This window comes from Sphingopyxis sp. H053 (assembly GCF_001468225.1).
In the GTDB taxonomy this organism is placed as follows: domain Bacteria; phylum Pseudomonadota; class Alphaproteobacteria; order Sphingomonadales; family Sphingomonadaceae; genus Sphingopyxis.
Map to the genome: position 1 here is coordinate 328277 of NZ_LNRU01000004.1, position 16991 is coordinate 345267.

General features: G+C 66.7%; 12 protein-coding genes. 5 read left to right on the forward strand and 7 right to left on the reverse strand.

Annotated features, from left to right (window positions below; translation table 11 throughout):
- Window positions 1-29: 29 nt before the first annotated feature.
- Window positions 30-851: a DUF2306 domain-containing protein gene (locus ATE70_RS09675; protein WP_058537711.1), complete on the reverse strand. Its 822-nt coding sequence runs from the start codon at window positions 849-851 to the stop codon at window positions 30-32.
- A 165-nt stretch (window positions 852-1016) separates the two neighbouring features.
- Here ATE70_RS09675 and ATE70_RS09680 point away from each other — a divergent pair, with 165 nt between their 5' ends.
- From ATE70_RS09680 to ATE70_RS09690, 3 genes are read left to right on the forward strand one after another with little or no spacing between them, the layout of a single operon-like run.
- A complete protein-coding gene (locus ATE70_RS09680; protein ID WP_058537712.1) occupies window positions 1017-1481 on the forward strand; it encodes a DUF1203 domain-containing protein in 465 nt (154 codons plus the stop codon).
- A 2-nt stretch (window positions 1482-1483) separates the two neighbouring features.
- Window positions 1484-2518, forward strand: a complete 1035-nt coding sequence (gene ada, locus ATE70_RS09685) for a bifunctional DNA-binding transcriptional regulator/O6-methylguanine-DNA methyltransferase Ada (RefSeq protein ID WP_156419601.1) — start codon at window positions 1484-1486, stop codon at window positions 2516-2518.
- Window positions 2518-3276, forward strand: coding sequence for an isocitrate lyase/PEP mutase family protein (locus tag ATE70_RS09690; protein WP_058537714.1), 759 nt, complete (start codon window positions 2518-2520; stop codon window positions 3274-3276). The genes ada and ATE70_RS09690 overlap by 1 nt, the downstream gene beginning before the upstream one ends.
- A gap of 7 nt (window positions 3277-3283) precedes the next feature.
- Here the strand turns inward: ATE70_RS09690 and ATE70_RS09695 are convergent, their stop codons facing one another.
- The 4 genes from ATE70_RS09695 to ATE70_RS09710 all read right to left on the reverse strand — a co-directional run bounded on the left by ATE70_RS09695 (window position 3284) and on the right by ATE70_RS09710 (window position 10578).
- Window positions 3284-4840, reverse strand: coding sequence for a hypothetical protein (locus tag ATE70_RS09695; RefSeq protein WP_058537715.1), 1557 nt, complete (start codon window positions 4838-4840; stop codon window positions 3284-3286).
- 71 nt (window positions 4841-4911) lie between these two features.
- Window positions 4912-7080, reverse strand: a complete 2169-nt coding sequence (locus tag ATE70_RS09700; RefSeq protein ID WP_058537716.1) for a primosomal protein N' — start codon at window positions 7078-7080, stop codon at window positions 4912-4914.
- A gap of 147 nt (window positions 7081-7227) precedes the next feature.
- Complete coding sequence (locus ATE70_RS09705) at window positions 7228-8313, reverse strand: PepSY-associated TM helix domain-containing protein (protein WP_058537842.1); 1086 nt, start codon at window positions 8311-8313, stop codon at window positions 7228-7230.
- An 18-nt stretch (window positions 8314-8331) separates the two neighbouring features.
- Window positions 8332-10578 (reverse strand): TonB-dependent receptor, encoded by a 2247-nt coding sequence (locus ATE70_RS09710; protein ID WP_058537717.1) that lies wholly within the window; start codon window positions 10576-10578, stop codon window positions 8332-8334.
- 143 nt (window positions 10579-10721) lie between these two features.
- On the opposite strand from ATE70_RS09710, the gene ATE70_RS09715 reads away from it, so the two are divergent.
- The gene (locus ATE70_RS09715; RefSeq protein ID WP_058537718.1) at window positions 10722-13034 is read left to right on the forward strand and encodes a patatin-like protein; all 2313 of its coding nucleotides are present in this window, start codon (window positions 10722-10724) and stop codon (window positions 13032-13034) included.
- A 116-nt stretch (window positions 13035-13150) separates the two neighbouring features.
- Here the strand turns inward: ATE70_RS09715 and dnaJ are convergent, their stop codons facing one another.
- Together dnaJ and dnaK are read right to left on the reverse strand one after the other, a co-directional pair.
- The gene (gene dnaJ, locus ATE70_RS09720; RefSeq protein WP_058537719.1) at window positions 13151-14275 is read right to left on the reverse strand and encodes a molecular chaperone DnaJ; all 1125 of its coding nucleotides are present in this window, start codon (window positions 14273-14275) and stop codon (window positions 13151-13153) included.
- 116 nt (window positions 14276-14391) lie between these two features.
- Window positions 14392-16299: a molecular chaperone DnaK gene (gene dnaK, locus ATE70_RS09725; RefSeq protein ID WP_058537720.1), complete on the reverse strand. Its 1908-nt coding sequence runs from the start codon at window positions 16297-16299 to the stop codon at window positions 14392-14394.
- A 154-nt stretch (window positions 16300-16453) separates the two neighbouring features.
- Between dnaK and ATE70_RS09730 the strand changes: the two genes are divergently transcribed.
- A complete protein-coding gene (locus ATE70_RS09730) occupies window positions 16454-16990 on the forward strand; it encodes a copper chaperone PCu(A)C (protein WP_058537721.1) in 537 nt (178 codons plus the stop codon).
- The last annotated feature ends 1 nt before the right edge of the window (window position 16991 follow it).

The window sequence follows — 16991 nt, forward strand, 5'->3', positions numbered from 1 at the left end:
AGTCGCTCGCGGCGCGAAGGCAAGCGCGGCTAGATATATGGGCTCCACATCATCATCCACGCGCCGGCGCTGCCGGCAAGGATGACGAGGCCGCTGAACGCCAGAATGATCGCGACGCCTTTTTTCGCCGCCGGGGTGCCGTGCGCGCCCGCGCGCAGATGAAGCTCGGCCAGCCCGAGCGGGATCAGCGAGCTGGCGAAGGCGAGGAAGAGGTCGAAGGGGCCGTCGAGCGCCTTGCCGATCCCTGCGCCGCCGGTCGCGATGCCCCACGCCATATAGGCGACGCGCATGAACCACACCGCCGAGGCGACCGCGAAGAGGCGCAGCGCCCAGCGGCGATGCTCGACAAAGCGGCGCGCGCGGGCGGCGCGCCACGCCAGCGCGGCGAAGGCGAGGATGAGCAGCGCGTCGAGCGTGATCCCGATCGCACCGGCGAGCACGAGCCAGGTTTCGCGCACCCAGGTGAGCCACAGCCCGCCGAGCGCAAGGGTGACCGCACTGACGAGGTAGAGCCGTCCGTTCCAGCGATGCACCGCGGGCCAGCGGCTACGGATCGCGGGGACGAGCTGGACGAGCCCGCCGAAGGTGATCACCGCCGCCATCAGCACATGCACCGCGAAGAGCAGGTTGCCCGCGCCGTCGCCCGCGACAAATCCCTTGATCAGCGGCTTGTCGTTCCACGCCGCGAAATTCCCCGAGAGCGAGGAGGGGTAATAGAAGAGCAGGATGAAGGCGGTGAAGAGCAGCTGCCCCGCGGCGATAGCGAGATAGCAGAAGGTCGCGCTTCGCCCGAGCCAGTCGGTGCGGCGCGCGGGCCGTGCGGATGCGATTGCTGCGTCGATGGTTGCCATGCTCAGCTCCCCGATTTCCGACGGGAGAGTGCGTTTTCCGGCGTAGTGAGTCAATGATATAATACAGTAACACAGCTGGGCCGAAATGTTTGAACGCAAGCATCGGGACGCGGCGCGAACCGGGCGGTGGCATTGAATGTCCAACGCACGAGAAAGGATATTCCGATGACCTATTCGATCCAGGGACTCAGCCCCGAACCCTTTGCCCCGCTGTTCGCGATGGGCGACGCCGAACTCGCCGCGCTCAACGCGCGCCGCGTCACCGCGACCGCCGATCGCGGCTTTCCGTGCCGGGTCAGCCTCGAGGACGCGAAGGCGGGCGAGGCGCTGATCCTGCTCCACCACACCAGCCACGATGTCGAAACGCCGTATCGTAGTGCTTATGCAATCTATGTGCGGCCGGGCGTTGAAGCGGCGACCTATCGCGACGAACTGCCCCCGGTGTTCGAGGGGCGCGCGCTCGCGCTGCGCGCCTTCGCTGCGGACGGCATGCTGCAGACCGCGCGGCTTGTGGGGCCGGGCGAGGCCGACGGCGCGATCCGCGACCTGTTCGAGGACGATGCGATTACCTATATCGATGCCCACAACGCCGCCTATGGCTGTTTTGCCGCGCGAATCGAGAGGAATTGACCATGGACTTCAAGGCCATGACCGACGACGAGCGTTGGGAAGCGGTGCAGGCGCGCGACAAGGCGCAGGACGGCCGTTTCGTCACCGGGGTGCTGACCACCGGCATCTATTGCCGGCCAAGCTGCGCAGCGCGCCATCCCCTGCGCCAGAATGTCCGCTTCTTCGCCGACGGCGACGCGGCGCGCGCCACGGGCCTCCGCCCTTGCAAGCGCTGCCTGCCCGACGATGTCGCGCGCGACGAAAATGCGGTGATCAAGGCGATCGCGGCGATCAAAGGCAGCGAGGAACCGCTTGCGCTCGGCGATCTCGCCGCGCGCACCGGCTATTCGCCGACGCATTTCCAGCGCGTCTTCACCCGCCACACCGGCCTGTCGCCCGCGGCCTATGCCCGCGCGCTGCGCGAAGAGCGCGCGCGGCAGGCACTGAGCGATGGCAGCCGGGTGACCGACGCGATTTACGACGCGGGCTTTTCGGGGCCGTCGCGTTTCTACCAGAATATGGAAGGGCGCATGGGCATGACGGCGTCGGCGTGGGTGAACGGCGGCAAGGGCACCGAGATCCACTGGGCGGTCGTGCCGACCAGCCTTGGCGAAATGCTCGTCGCGGCGACGACAAAGGGCGTGTGCCGCCTGTCGTTCGATGAGGGACGCGAGGCGCTCGAGGAGCGTTTCCCCGCGGCCGAACTGGTCGAAGGCGGCAAAGAGTTCGAAGCCTTGCTCAAACAGGTTGTCGACGCGGTCGAGGCGCCGGTGAATGGCTTCGATCATATTCCGATCGACGTGAAGGGCACCGCCTTTCAGGAAGCGGTGTGGCGCGAGCTCCGGAAAATCCCGGCGGGCGAGACGCGCAGCTATGCCGACATCGCCGCGGCGGTCGGCAAGCCGAAGGCGGTGCGTGCGGCGGGGAGCGCGAATGGCGCGAACAACGTGGCGGTGCTGATCCCGTGCCACCGTGTGGTACGCAGCGACGGAACGCTCGGCGGCTATGCCTATGGCCTGCCGATCAAGGAAGAATTGCTCAAAAGGGAGAGTTTTTGATGGCCGACAAAGTTGCCGAGTTCCGCGCGTTGCACGTTCCGGGCGATCCGCTGATCCTGATCAACATCTGGGACGCGGGAAGCGCGAAGGCGGTCGCGGCGACGGGCGCCAGGGCGATCGCGACCGGCAGCTGGGGCGTCGCGTCGGCGCACGGATCGTCCGACGGCGAGAATTTTCCGCTCGAAGCGGCGCTCGCCAACCTCGCGCAGATCCTGGCGGTCACAGACCTGCCCGTCACGATCGATATGGAAGCGGGCTATGGCGACGACCCCGCGGCGGTGGGCGAATCGGTGGCGCTGGCGCGCGATGCAGGTGCGGCCGGCATCAACATGGAAGACCGGCTGCCCGGGCAGAAGGAACTGCTCGCGACTGCAGATGCCGCCGCGCGCTATCGCGCTGCCGCCGACACCGGCATCTTCGTCAACGCGCGCTGCGATCTGTTCCTGGGGCAGGATGCGGCGAAGGACGGCGACGCGCTCGTCGCGGCGACGCTCGAACGCGCGCGCGCCTATGCCGATGCGGGCGCGGGGTCGCTGTTCGTGCCTTTCCTGCTCGATCCCAAATGCATCGGTGCGATCTGCGACGCCTCGCCGCTGCCGGTGAACATCCTGCGCGGCAAGGGCGGCCCGACGCACAAGGAGCTTGCCGCGCTCGGCGTCGCGCGGATCAGCCACGGGCACCAGCCGTGGGCCGCGGCGATGGCATGGCTGGCGGCGCAGGCTGCCCAAGTGCTGGGCGGCGCCGAACCCGACTATTGAAGAAGGGCTAGTCGTCGTCGGCGTCGCCGGCGACGGCTTCCTTGCCGGTGCCTGCCGCGCCCGCGCGGCGGGCCTTCATCGCCTCCAGCCGCGCGAGCATCGCTTCGCCCCGGCCATTGTCGTGCGGATCGAAGGCCACCGTCCGCGCCAGCCGCAACGCGGGTTCGAACTCACCCTGATTCGCGAGCGCAAAGGCATAGGCGACCCGCATCTCGATATTTTCCGGCGTGAGGACAAAGGCGCGCTCGAGCGCCTTGATCGCCATCTCGCTCGGCCGTTTGCCTTCGCTCAGAAAGCTGTCGAAATAGGCGTAGAGCGGCACCGCGTCGTCGGGATCGGTGCGGTTGGCGAGCTGGATCGGTTTGCGTGCCGCGCGCCATGCGGCGGCGTCATCCTCGCCCTTTTCGCGCAGTTGATACAGCTTCAGCCGGCCGAGCAGGACATTGGCGCGGACATGGTCGGGCCTGGCCGCCAGCACCTTGTCCAGCGCGGCCTGCATCGCCGCAAGGTCGCGCTTGTCGCTGTCGATGTCCCATTCGGCGGCCGCAAGCTCGAACTGGACGTCGGCATTGGCGGGCTGCGCGGCCGCCAGTTTTCGCAGCGTATCGCGCGCTTTGGTCAGCCGCGCCGCGTCGCCACGCGCATTCAGCCGTTCGAGCCGCGCCATGACCACGGCATCTTCGTCCGCCGACAGTGGCGCGATCCTGATGTTGGTCGAGACGGGAACGGCCTCGCGCGTGGTGCGGTAGCTGAGCCTGCTCTCGATATAGCGGTTCAAATCCTTGTCGAGCAGCGCAAGGTCGCCAAAGGCGTCGGTCGCCGCCTGTCTGGGGTCGGTGCCGGCATTGATCGCATTGGTATAGACGTTGATCTGGTCCCCCCGCGCGGCGCTGTGGAACAGCATGTGGGTGAGCACCCAGGCGCGGCCGTAATAGACATCCATCTGCCCGCTGTTCCGCATCGCGCGGGGTTGTTCGAACAACAGTCTTTCGGCGGGAATTTTCGGCATCGCCAGCAGGCCATAGGCGCGGCGGTAGACCGGATGGCCGATCATCGCGCGGCCCTGCTTGTCGAAGTCGACCGTCGAATAATATTCCGCGAACCCTTCGATCAGCCAGGCAGGAAACGCCGCGCGGAGGTGGCGCTTCATGAAATGGTGGCTATATTCGTGGAACAGCACTTGCTGTGAGGCCGATGTGCCGGCGACGTTGCTGCCGCCGTTCTGGCGAAAGGACATGGCGAAGCTGCCGTCGCGGTCCTGCCGATAATAGCCCGCGATCGACGCGCTCCGCGATCCGGTTGCCAGTTCGGCGACGTCGGGCGCCGCGGCGACCAGATAGATCGGCAGCTTGCTTTCCTCACCGGGCGTTTCGACCTTGAAGAGCAGGCGCAGCGTGGTGTCGAAACGCTGCAAATTCTGCGCGAATTCGCGGAGCGATTTCTCGTTGCTCTCGCTGTAGATGATGAAACTGTCGGTGTCGGCGCGCAGCCATTTGGCCTCGGCCGCGCCCGCCATTCCGACCGCCGCGATCCCGGCCAGCAGGCCCAAGCCGATTCTCTTCATTCTGCGCCCCCGCATCATAACCCTTAGGGGATGCTGCCAGTGCGCCCGGCTACAGTAAAGCCCTGTTGCGGCTAGACAAAGCTATAGGGGTCGATATCGATCGCGAGGCGCGCCTTCGCCGGCCAGTCGACGCTGTTCACCCAGTCGCGGATCGTGCCCTGCAGGTCGAAGCTGCGCGGCGCGTGGAGCAGCAGGCGGAAGCGGTGGCGTCCGCGCAGCATCGCGAGCGGGGCGGGGGCGGGGCCATAGACGGCGAGGCCTTCGGCGACCGGTGCTTTCTGGCCCAGCCGCTGCGCGACGCCGCGCGCGACCTCGATGTCCTCCGACGAGATGACGAGCGCGGCGAAGCGGCCATAGGGCGGCGCGCCCGCGAATTTGCGCGCCGCGGCCTCGGCCGAATAGAAGCCGTCGCGGTCGTTGGCGACGAGCGCGGCCATCACCGGCGCGTCGGGAACGCGCGTCTGGATCAGCACCTCGCCGGGCTTGACCCCGCGCCCCGCGCGCCCCGCGACCTGCGCGATCTGCTGGAACGTGCGTTCGGACGCGCGGAGGTCGCCGCCGTCGAGGCCGAGGTCGGCGTCGACGACGCCGACGAGAGTGAGGTTGGGGAAATGATAGCCCTTGGTGACGAGCTGGGTGCCGATGATGATGTCGACCAGCCCGCCCTCGACATTGTCGACGAATTCGGCGGCCTTGGCGGGCGACCACAAAGTATCCGACGTGACGATGGCGGTTCTTGCTTCGGGAAAGCGCAGCGCGACCTCGTCGGCGACGCGTTCGACCCCGGGACCACAGGCGACAAGGCTGTCCTCATCCTCGCATTCGGGGCAGAGCCGCGGCGGCGGCATGACATGGCCGCAATGGTGGCACGCGAGGCGGTGGACGAGGCGGTGCTCGACCATCCACGCGGTGCAGTTCGGGCACTGGATGCGGTGGCCGCACGTCCGGCACAAGGTCAGCGGGGCGAAGCCGCGGCGGTTCAAAAAGAGCAGACTCTGCTCGCCCTTCTGGAGCCGGTCGGCGAGTGCGTCGACGAGCGGCGGCGCGAGCCAGCGGCCGCGGTCGGGCGGATCCTGCCGCATGTCGATCGCTGCGAGGTCGGGCAAGGTCGCGCCGCCGAAGCGCGCGGGAAGCTGGATATGGCGGTAACGTCCCGCCTCGACCATCGCGAGGCTCTCGAGCGCGGGGGTCGCGCTCGCGAGGATGACGGGAAGCCCCTCGAAATGCCCGCGCATCACCGCGACGTCGCGCGCGTGATAATGGACGCCATCCTCTTGCTTGAAGCTCGTCTCATGCGCCTCGTCGACGACAATCACGCCGAGGTTGGCATAAGGCAGGAAGAGCGCCGAGCGCGCGCCGATGACGATGCGGGCGTCGCCCGCCGCGATCGCGTGCCAGGCGCGACGGCGTTCGGCCGAGCGCAGCCCGCTGTGCCAGGCGACGGGCTCGCAACCGAAGCGCGCGGTGAAGCGCGTGAGCATCGGTTCGGTGAGTGCGATTTCGGGAAGAAGGACGAGCGCCTGCTTGCCCGCGTCGATCGCGGCGGCGATCGCTTCCATATAGACTTCGGTCTTGCCCGACCCGGTGACGCCGTCGAGCAGCAGCGTGTCGAATTTCTCCGCATGCACCGCATCTCTCAGCTGCGCGGCGGCGGCGGTCTGTTCGGCGGAGAGATCGGGCGGAGCGAAGCCGCTGTCGGGTTCGGGGTAGGGCTGGTCGGCCGATACGGTCACGGCTTCGAGCGCCCCCGTGTTCACCAGCCCGCGGATCACCGCGTCGCTGACCTCGGCGAGCGCGGCGAGTTCGCGCACCATGCCCTGCCGGTCGCCGATCGCCTCGAGCGCGACGATGCGCTGCGGGGTCATCCGTGCGGGCAGTTCGCCCGTCGCGCGATATTCGACGATCGGGCGGCGCGCGTCGGCAAAGGCGACCCCGGGGAGCACCATGCGCAGCACCGCGCCGGGCGGCGCAAGATAATAGTCGCTCGTCCATTCGACGAGACGGCGGAGCGGCGCGGGCACCGGCGGGACGGGCACGACTTCGTAGAGGTTGCGCAAGCGATTGTCGCCGACCGCCTCGGGCGCGCCGAAGCTGGCATCCTCCCACACCACGCCGCCGAGGCGGCGCGGGCCGAGCGGCGCGATCACGACGCTGCCGAGCGGCGCCTCGCTTTCGCGCGGGACGCGATAGTCGAGCGGGCCGAGGGCGGCGGTGAGGAGGAGGACGCGGGTGCGGGTCATGGGCTGCGCAGGATATAGGGCGGCGGGTAAAATAGGAAAGCGCGGGGAGCAGTGCTCCTCATTCTTTCGTCATGCCGGACTTGATCCGGCATCCATTCCTGCGTCATCGACATGGGCCCCGGATCAAGTCCGGGGTGACGATGAAGGTCAGGTGGGGGCGAACGCCGCCTTCTTCACCCGGCGCTTCGCCGGCTTCGGCCGCTTGAACCAGAAGGTCCACACCGCAAGGCTGCCGAGCATCGTCAGCGAAAGACCCGAGATCGTCAATATGATGCGCCACGCCCAGCCGCCGACCTTCGACGCGTGGATCGGGAAGGCCATGTTGAACGCCTGCGCGCCGCCCGGCATCGCGAGCGCATCGCGCGCGCCGAGCAACTCGCCGTTCGCCGCGTCGAACCACAGGGTCGAGCGGCCGTTGGGCAGCCATTCGGCCTGCTGGCGCATCCGCAGCATGATCGGGTCGCCCTCTTTGCGCGGCAGGCTGAGGATGCGGAATTCGGCGTCGGGGAAGCGGCGCCGCGCCTCGGTCAGCATCGCGGTGTAATCGGGCTGTCCGGCGAGCGGGCCGCCCTTGTATTTCGGCGGCTCGATCGCCTTCGCCGCCTCGGCGGGCGAACCGAAGGGGGCGATCATCACCATCGCGAAGGGGCGGAAGATCATCATCGTGCCCGTGACGATCGAGATCAGCAGCAGCGGCGCGGCGATGATGCCGAGATCGCGGTGATGCATCACGATCGACGGGCGGCTCATCCGCTTCGGCCACAGGCGGAGCTGGAAGGTCTTGCGCGTGCGCCACCACAGGATCACGCCGCTGATGACAAAGAACAGCCCGCACAGCCCCGCGATCCCGATCACCCATTCGCCATTGTCGCCCGCGAACAGGTGGTGGTGGAAATCGAAGATCCAGAGCTCGGGCCGCTCCCACTGGCTCGCCCAGCGCGTGACGATGTCACCCGACTGGCTCGCATAGGCGCCGGCCTCCTTGCCGAAGCGGAGCTGGTGGAGCCCGAAACGTTCGTCGGCATAGATGATGCCCTGCGCACCCGGCATCGCCATCAGCTTTTCGGTGGTCGCGGCGACCGTCGTCAGGTCGCCGCGCAGCGGATCGCCGGTGCCGGGGAAGCCGATCCACAGATGCTCATAGAGCAGGATCGTGCCCGACAGGCCGAGCAGCGCGAGCACAAGGCCGATCAGGCCCCCCGTCCAGCGGTGCAGCGTGTCGAGCAGCTTCATCATCAGAAACGCCTCCCTTTAGAACCTGTAGTCCCAGCCGAGGGTGAAGGTGCGCCCGCGGCCCGCGAAATAGGACAGCTGGTCGCTCGGCAGACGCGTGTCGCTCGAATAGTCGATATATTGCTTGTTGAAGAGATTCTGCGCCGACAGGCTGATCCCGCCAAAGCCCGTCTGGTAACGGACATAGGCGTCGGTCAGCGTGTAGCCGCCAAAATCATTGTCGCGCAGCTTGAGCGGGCTGCCCCGCGCATCGTCGGCGGCGCGCGCCTTGCCGTCGAAGCGGCGCTTCAGATAGATCTGCGTCTGGATGCGCGCCGAGAAGGGGCCGCTGTTATAGCTTGCTGCGAGGTTGACGCGGTCGGGCGAGATGTTGACCCCGTCGAGGTCGCTGTCGACCTTGCCGTCGGGCACCGCATCGCTGTCGAAGCGGCCGATCAGATGCGCATAGCCGACGTTGAGCTTGAGCCCGTCGATTGGCGTCTGGACGCCGAGGTTGACTTCGAGCCCCTGGATTTCGACGCGCAGGCGCTGGACGTCGAAGATGCGGTCGGGGCGCGTGATGAGCAGCTGGCCCTTGTCGCTCGACGACCAGAAATAGGCGGCGCTGGCATCGACCGGTCCGCGCTTCACCTCGAAGCCGATCTCGCGGTTGTTCGACACGACGGGCGAGATATCGAGGAAATTGTCGATATCGACGCCGGTGCGGTTCACGCTGCGCGTGATGCGGCCGATGTCGGGAACGGTGAAGCCCTCGGCATAGCTCGCATAGGCGCGGATGCCGTCCCACGGCTCGACGATCACGCCGCCGTTGATCAGCAGGTCCTCGAACTTGGGCTTGCCGCCGGCGACGTCGACGCCGCCATAGCTCGCGAGACCGCACGGCACGGGCTGCGTCGCGGGCGGCGCGGGGCAGGCGACGAAGGTCGTCGAGGCGAGCGTGTGGAAATCGTCGATCTTGATCTTCACATTTTCCCAGCGGACCCCGCCCGCGAGGCGAACGACGCCGTCGAACAGCGCAAGGTTCGCCTGCCCGAAGGGCGCGAGGCTCTGGAAATCGCTCGGCGGCACCCAGACGCGGTTCGTCGCGATCAGCGCCTGTTCGGTCTTGTCGACGAGCGCGTCGAACCCGATCGTCAGCGTCAGATCCTCGAAGCCCGGGACGGCGCGTTCATAGCTGAACTTGGCGCCGAGTTTGCGGCTGCGGTTCTGCGACTGGTCGAACACGGTGCCCACCGGCGCGATCGCCGGGTCCTGGAAGGTCGCTATCGGCGCGATTTCGCCGCCGAAGGTGTCGCGGCTGCGGTTGAAGAAAATCTGGCTGACGAAATTGCCGCCCCAAAGGTCGGTGTCGGTCAGCGACAGCGCGACGCTTTCGGTGCGGTTCGCCGCGGGCACGCCCGGCGGGGTGCCGCGGACGGCGCTCGTCGGCAGCCCGAGCGCCCGGTTGCCGGGGATTGCGACATAGTCGCCGTCGCCCTTCAGCTCGAAGCGGCTCGCGATCAGGTCGAGCCGTGCGCTCGGCGACAATTCATAACCCAAACGCGCGAAGAAATTCGTCGCCTTGCTGTCCTGCGTTTCGCCCTGCGTCAGGTTGAGCCCGATCGGGCGGCCCTTGGCGTCCGAAAAGACGCCGCGGATTTCATAAGTCGCGCCGACGCTCGCGTCGAACCGGCCCGCCTTATACTGGACGAGGCCGCCGGCCTTGCCGCCCATCCCGGCCTTCGAAAAATCATTGTCGGCGGTGCCTTGCAGCAGGAAGCGGCCCGAAAGACCCTCGTCCTTCGGCGCGCCAACGGTGACCTGGTTGACGATGCCGCCGGTGCCGCCGATCCCCTGCAAGGCGTTCGACCCAAAGATCAGCTCGACACGGTCGACGAAAAAGCCGTCGATGGTGAAGCCGTCGCGGCTGCCGTCGCGCATCGGGGTCGATTGCGGAATGCCGTTGATCGCATAGAGCGGCGAGCGCCCGCGCAGCGATTCGCCCGAGCCCGAAAGCTTCTGCCGCGTCGGCGAGAAGCTGGGGGTCAGGTTCGCGACCGCGTCGGTGACCGACCCCGAAATCGCGAGCTGCTGGTCGAGCGCATCCTTGCCGATGATGTCGATCGTCAGCGGCAGCGCGTTCGGCGGCAGGATCGTGCGCGCCGCGGTGACGACGATCGTCTCGCCCGCCGCGCTGTCCGCATCGACGGGGGCGGTGTCCTGCGCAAAGGCGGGCGACGAAAGCGCGGTGGTGAGCAGCGCAGCGGCGGCAATTTTGCGAATCATTATCAACTCCTGTTGGCAGGGCCGCTAATGAGAGCGATTCGCATAGGCAAGGAAAAACCCGCCCGATCGATGCTGTTTTGCTACTTTGTCCCGTCGCGTGGAAAATTCGCCACAGTGCCGAAAAGCGCGCTATCAGACTGCCGATGCGGGAAAAGGAACTGCGCTTCGCCCTGATTTGCTACGGCGGCATCAGCCTCGCCGTCTATATGCACGGCATCACGAAAGAGGTCTGGCGGCTCGCCGCGGCGTCGCGTGCCTTTCACGACGGCGCGTCGCTGAGCGGGGCGGGCAAAGTCTATGGCGAGCTGCTCGCGGAGATCGCGGCGCGCAGCAATGTGCGGCTGCGCGTGCTCGCCGATATCGTCGCGGGGGCCAGCGCGGGGGGCATCAACGGCATCTTCCTCGCGCGCGCGCTGGCGACGGGGCAGTCGCTCGACCCGCTCACCGACCTGTGGCTCGACGGCGCCGATGTCGACCGGCTGATCGACCCCGACGCGCGTCCGCTGTCGGCGGCGACCAAATTCTGGGCGGTGCCGATCGCCGGCTGGATGATGAAGAAGCGCGGCAACGCCATCGACCGCACCGTCGGCGCCGGCGCGCAGGACGAGGTGCGCGTCAAGCTGTCGCGCTTCGTCCGCGCGCGCTGGTTCGAACCGCCCTTCGGCGGCGAGACCTTCACGAACCTGCTGCTCGATGCGTTCGACGCGATGGATGCGGGGCCGCGCGGGCCGGTGCTGGTGCCGGGCGGGCAACCGGTCGACCTGTTCGTCTCGGTCACCGATTTTGCGGGGCACAGCGTTCCGCTCGCGCTCAACAGCCCGCCGCGCGTGACCGAGGACGAGCATCGGCTGATGCTGCATTTTCGCAAGGACAGCCAATTCGGCAAGCGGCTCGACGATGTGCCGGGGCTGGCCGCGGCGGCGCGCGCGACGGCGAGTTTTCCCGGCGCCTTTCCGCCCTTCACCTTGCGCGAACTCGACCGGGTGCTCGAAAAGCGCAAGATCGCATGGCCGGGCCGCGAGGCGTTCGTCCATGCGCAGCTTCCGGCGGGCGGCGAAGGCGATCCCGCCGACCGCGTGCTGATCGACGGTTCGGTGCTCGCGAATGCGCCCTTCCGCCCCGCGATCGCGGCGCTCAAACAGCGCCCGGCGCGGCGCGAGATCGATCGCCGTTTCGTCTATATCGACCCCAAGCCCGATTATCGCTCGATCAGCTTCGGCAAGCCGGGCGAACAGGTGGCGGGCGAGGCCGCCCGGCTTCCCGGCTTTATGGCCACCATATTGGGGGCGCTGTCCGAAATTCCGCGCGAACAGCCGATCCGCGAGAATGTCGAGGCGATCGAGGGGATGTCGCGCCGCATCCGCCGGATGCAGCATATCGTCGATGCGATGAAGGTCGAGGTCGAGGAGCAGGTCGCGGCGCTGTTCGGCACGACCTTCTTCCTCGACACGCCGACGGTCGCGCGGCTCGAAAAATGGCGCGCCAAGGCGCAGGACCAGGCGTCGGCGCGCGCGGGCTTCGCTTATGCGCCCTACGGTCACCTCAAGCTGTCGGCGGTGGTCGAGGAGATGGCGAGCCTGATCGACCGGCTGTTGCCGCCCGAGGGCGCCGTCCATCAAGTCAACCGGCGCCTCGCGCTGTGGGAAGAGGCGCGCGCGCGCGGGCTCGACCGGATTTCGGGCAAAAAAGGTGCAGGCGCGAGCAGCGACGCGGTCGTCTTTTTCCGCACCCACGACCTCGGCTTTCGCATCCGCCGCCTGCGTTTCCTCGCGCGCGAACTCGACACCGCGGTCGAGGCGACGCGCGATGGCCGCGACCCGGTGTGCGAGGATATGCGCGAGGCGATCTTCACCGCGCTCGGTCTCTATCTCGACCGGCAGGGCGACAGCTGGCTCGCCGATCTCGACCTGCCCGCCGACGCCGGACCGGGCGACTGGATCGACGCGATCGCGGCGCGGCGCGACCTGCGCACGGTCGATGGCGAGGCCGATGCGCTCATCGCCGCGGGGCTCGCCGCGATGCCCAAGAACGACCGGCGGACGCTCCTGCTCGCCTATCTCGGCTACCCCTTTTACGACATCGCGACCTTGCCGCTGCTGCAGGGCGAGGGGTTCGACGAATTCGACCCGATCAAGATCGACCGCATCTCGCCGTCGGACGCGACCGCGATCCGCACCGGCGGCGCGGCGGCGATGCTCAAGGGGGTCGAGTTCAACAGTTTCGGCGCCTTCTTCAGCCGCGCGTACCGCGAGAATGATTATCTCTGGGGACGGCTCCACGGCGCCGACCGGTTGATCGATATCGTGGCGAGCAGCGTCGGCGGCGAGGGGGCGCTGACGGGCGAGGATCTGAAGGCGATCAAGCGCCGGGCGTTCCACGCTATCCTCGACGAGGAGGAGGGAAGGCTGCCGAAGGTGAAGGCGCTGATTGCGGAGTTGAGGGCGGAAATCGGGTAATCACCCTTTCGTCATCCCCGCGAAGGCGGGGATCCCGCTTTAGAGCAGCGCTGGAAGCGGGATCCCCGCCTTCGCGGGGATGACGGAAAGAAAGCAAAGGTGCGAGCGAGGGATCGCTACGTCAGATCGTCCCACATTTCCTTGATCCGCCCGAAAAAGCCCTGACTCGCCGGGCATTCCTCGCCCGTCTCGGTTTCGCGAAACTCGCAGAGCAGTTCCTTCTGCCGCGCGGTGAGCTTCGTCGGGGTCTCGACGTCGATCTGGACGACAAGGTCGCCGTGGCCGCGGCCGTTGAGCACCGGCATGCCGGCGCCGCGCTGGCGAAGCTGCTTGCCCGACTGGATGCCCGCGGGGATGGCGATGTCGTGCATCTGGCCGTCGAGCCCGGGAATGCCGATTTCGCCGCCGAGTGCCGCGGTCGTGAAGCTGATCGGCGCACGCGTGAACAGCGTGGTGCCCTCGCGCTCGAACACCTTGTGCCGCGCCATGTGCAGGAAGATGTAGAGGTCGCCAGGCGCGGCGCCGCGCGCGCCGCTCTCGCCTTCGCCCGACAGGCGGATGCGCGTGCCCTCGTCGACCCCCGCGGGGATGTTGACGGTCAGCGTCTTGCGCCGGTCGACGCGGCCTTCGCCATGGCATGAATTGCAGGGATCGGCGATGACCTCGCCCGCACCCTGACAGGTCGGGCAGGTACGCTCGACCATGAAAAAGCCCTGCTGCGCGCGCACCTTGCCGTGGCCGGCGCAGGTGGTGCAGCGGTTGGTCTGTGTGCCCGGCTTGGCGCCCGATCCGTCGCACGTCTCGCAGCGTGCCGCGACATCGACCTGGATCTCGCGCGTGACGCCGGCGAAGGCATCCTCGAGCCTGATCTCCATGTCGTAGCGCAGGTCGGCACCGCGCGCGGGGCCGCGCTGCTGGCGTCCGCCGCCGAACGCCGAGCCGAAGATCGATTCGAAAATATCGCCGATGTCGCCGAAATCGGCGCCATTGCCGCCGCCGAAACCGCCGTTGCCGTTGACGCCGGCCTTGCCGAAGCGGTCATAGGCGGCGCGCTTCTGCGGGTCCTTCAGGCAGTCATAGGCTTCGCTGATCGCCTTGAAGCGCGCTTCGCTGTTGTCGCACCCCGGATTCTTGTCGGGGTGATATTTCATCGCGAGCTTGCGGTAGCTCGCCTTCAGCGCGGCATCGTCGGCGGTGCGCTCGACTTCCAGCAGTTCGTAATAATCGATGTCGAGTGACATAGAGGCCCCCTCTTCAGCCCGTCACCCCGGCGAAAGCCGGGGTCGCTATCGGGCTGGCGGTGCCTTGCCGAGAGCGATGCCAGCCTTCGCCAGCATGACGGTTGAAGATCATTTTCTTACTTCTTGTCGTCTTCGACTTCGGAGAATTCGGCGTCGACGACGTCTTCGTCGGCTTTCGCCTCACCAGCTTCATCGGCGCCGGGGGATGCGGCCGACTGCTGCTCCTTCTCGTAGATCGCCTGGCCGAGCTTCATCGCGACCTGCGCGAGCGCCTGGCTCTTTTCGGTCATCGCGGCGGCATCGCCGCCTTCGACCGCGGTCTTGGCTTCGGCGATCGCGGCTTCGATCTCGGACTTGAGGCCCGCGTCGACCTTGTCGCCATGTTCGATGATCTGGCGTTCGGTCGAGTGGATCAGGCTTTCGGCGTTGTTCTTCGCCTCGGCCGCCTCACGGCGCGTCTTATCCTCTTCGGCGAACTGCTCGGCGTCCTTGACCATCTGGTCGATGTCCGAATCCGAAAGGCCGCCCGACGCCTGGATCTTGATCTGCTGTTCCTTGCCGGTGCCCTTATCCTTGGCGTGGACCGACACGATGCCGTTGGCGTCGATGTCGAAGGTCACTTCGATCTGCGGCACACCGCGCGGCGCGGGCGGGATGCCGACGAGGTCGAACTGGCCGAGGATCTTGTTGTCCTGCGCCATTTCGCGCTCGCCCTGGAACACGCGGATCGTCACCGCCGACTGATTGTCGTCAGCCGTGGAATAGACCTGCGACTTCTTGGTCGGGATCGTCGTGTTGCGGTCGATCATCTTGGTCATGATGCCGCCCAGCGTCTCGATGCCCAGCGACAGCGGAGTCACGTCGAGCAGCAGCACGTCCTTGACGTCGCCCTGCAGCACGCCCGCCTGGATCGCGGCGCCGATCGCGACGACTTCGTCGGGGTTCACGCCGGTGTGCGGTTCCTTGCCGAAGAAATCCTTCACGACTTCGCGGACGCGCGGCATGCGCGTCATGCCGCCGACGAGCACGACTTCGTCGATTTCGCTCGCTGAAATGCCGGCGTCCTTGATCGCCTTCTTGCAGGGTTCGAGCGTGCGCTTGACCAGCTCTTCGACCAGCTTTTCGAGGTCGGCGCGCGTGATCGTCTTGACGAGGTGCTTCGGCCCGTTGGCGTCGGCGGTGATGAAGGGCAGGTTGACCTCGGTCGTCGCGGCCGACGAGAGTTCGATCTTCGCCTTTTCGGCGGCTTCCTTCAGGCGCTGCAGCGCGAGCTTGTCACCGCGCAGATCAATGCCTTCGTCCTTCTTGAAGCCGTCGGCCAGATATTCGACAATCTTGCTGTCGAAATCTTCACCGCCGAGGAAGGTGTCGCCGTTGGTCGACTTCACTTCGAACACGCCGTCGCCCACCTCGAGGATCGAGATGTCGAAGGTGCCGCCGCCAAGGTCATAGACGGCGATCGTCTTGTTCTCGGTCTTGTCGAGGCCGTAAGCGAGCGCGGCAGCGGTCGGCTCGTTGATGATGCGCAGCACTTCGAGGCCCGCGATCTTGCCGGCGTCCTTGGTCGCCTGGCGCTGCGCGTCGTTGAAATATGCGGGAACGGTGATCACCGCCTGCTCGACCTTTTCGCCCAGATAGGCTTCGGCGGTTTCCTTCATTTTCTGAAGGATGAAGGCCGAGATCTGCGACGGCGAATAATCTTCGTTGCCGGCCTTGACCCACGCGTCGCCGTTGCTGCCCTTGACGATCGTGTAGGGGACCAGCTCGGTGTCCTTCTTGGTGATCGGATCGTCGAAGCGGCGGCCGATCAGGCGCTTCACGGCGAAAACGGTGTTTTCGGGATTGGTGACGGCCTGGCGCTTCGCCGGCTGGCCGATCAGGCGCTCGCCATCCTTAGCAAAGGCGACGATCGACGGGGTCGTGCGCGTGCCTTCGACATTTTCGATAACCTTGGGTTTTCCGCCTTCCATCACCGCGACACAGCTGTTCGTGGTGCCGAGGTCGATCCCGATCACTTTGGCCATTGGTATTACGTCCTTGTTGCTTCTGTGGCGCCCTGAAAAGGCACGCCGTCCATGGTTTTGATGGGGGCGATATAGGTGCGCTAATCCTTGGCACAAGAGCTTTCAGGGCTTATCGAGGGCGTGAAATGACGCGCTTTTACGGAGTCCTCCCAAAATGAAACCTTTTGCGATCCTTGCACTTGCCGCCACTGCGCTGACCCTGACGGCCTGCGGGGAAAATCTTGGCAAGGGACAGCCGCTCAATGTCGTGAGCGGCCATATCGTGATGGGCGCGACCCCCGACCGTCCCGCCGTCGGCTATTTCCGCGTCCAGGGCGGGCCGCAGCCGGTCCAGCTCGTCGCGGTGACCGCCGACCTCGCGCAGCGCGTCGAAATGCACGAAAGCGTCAAGGAAAATGGCGTCGTGACGATGAAGCCGCTGCTCCGCGCCGACGTCCCCGCCAAGGGCGAGCTGGTGTTCAAGCAGGGCGGCAAGCATCTGATGATCTGGGGCATCAACGGCGCCGCGGTGCGCGCGGGCAAGCTGCCGATGGCGTTCGTGTTCACCAACAACAATAATGAGCGCATCCTGTTCGACCTGGTGATCAAGCCGGCCGAGGGCGCTGCGGCGGAGGGCGATCATGGCGCGATGGACCATGGTTCGATGGAGAAGGATGCGGAAAAGGCAGCCCCGGACGCTGCGAAGAAATAAG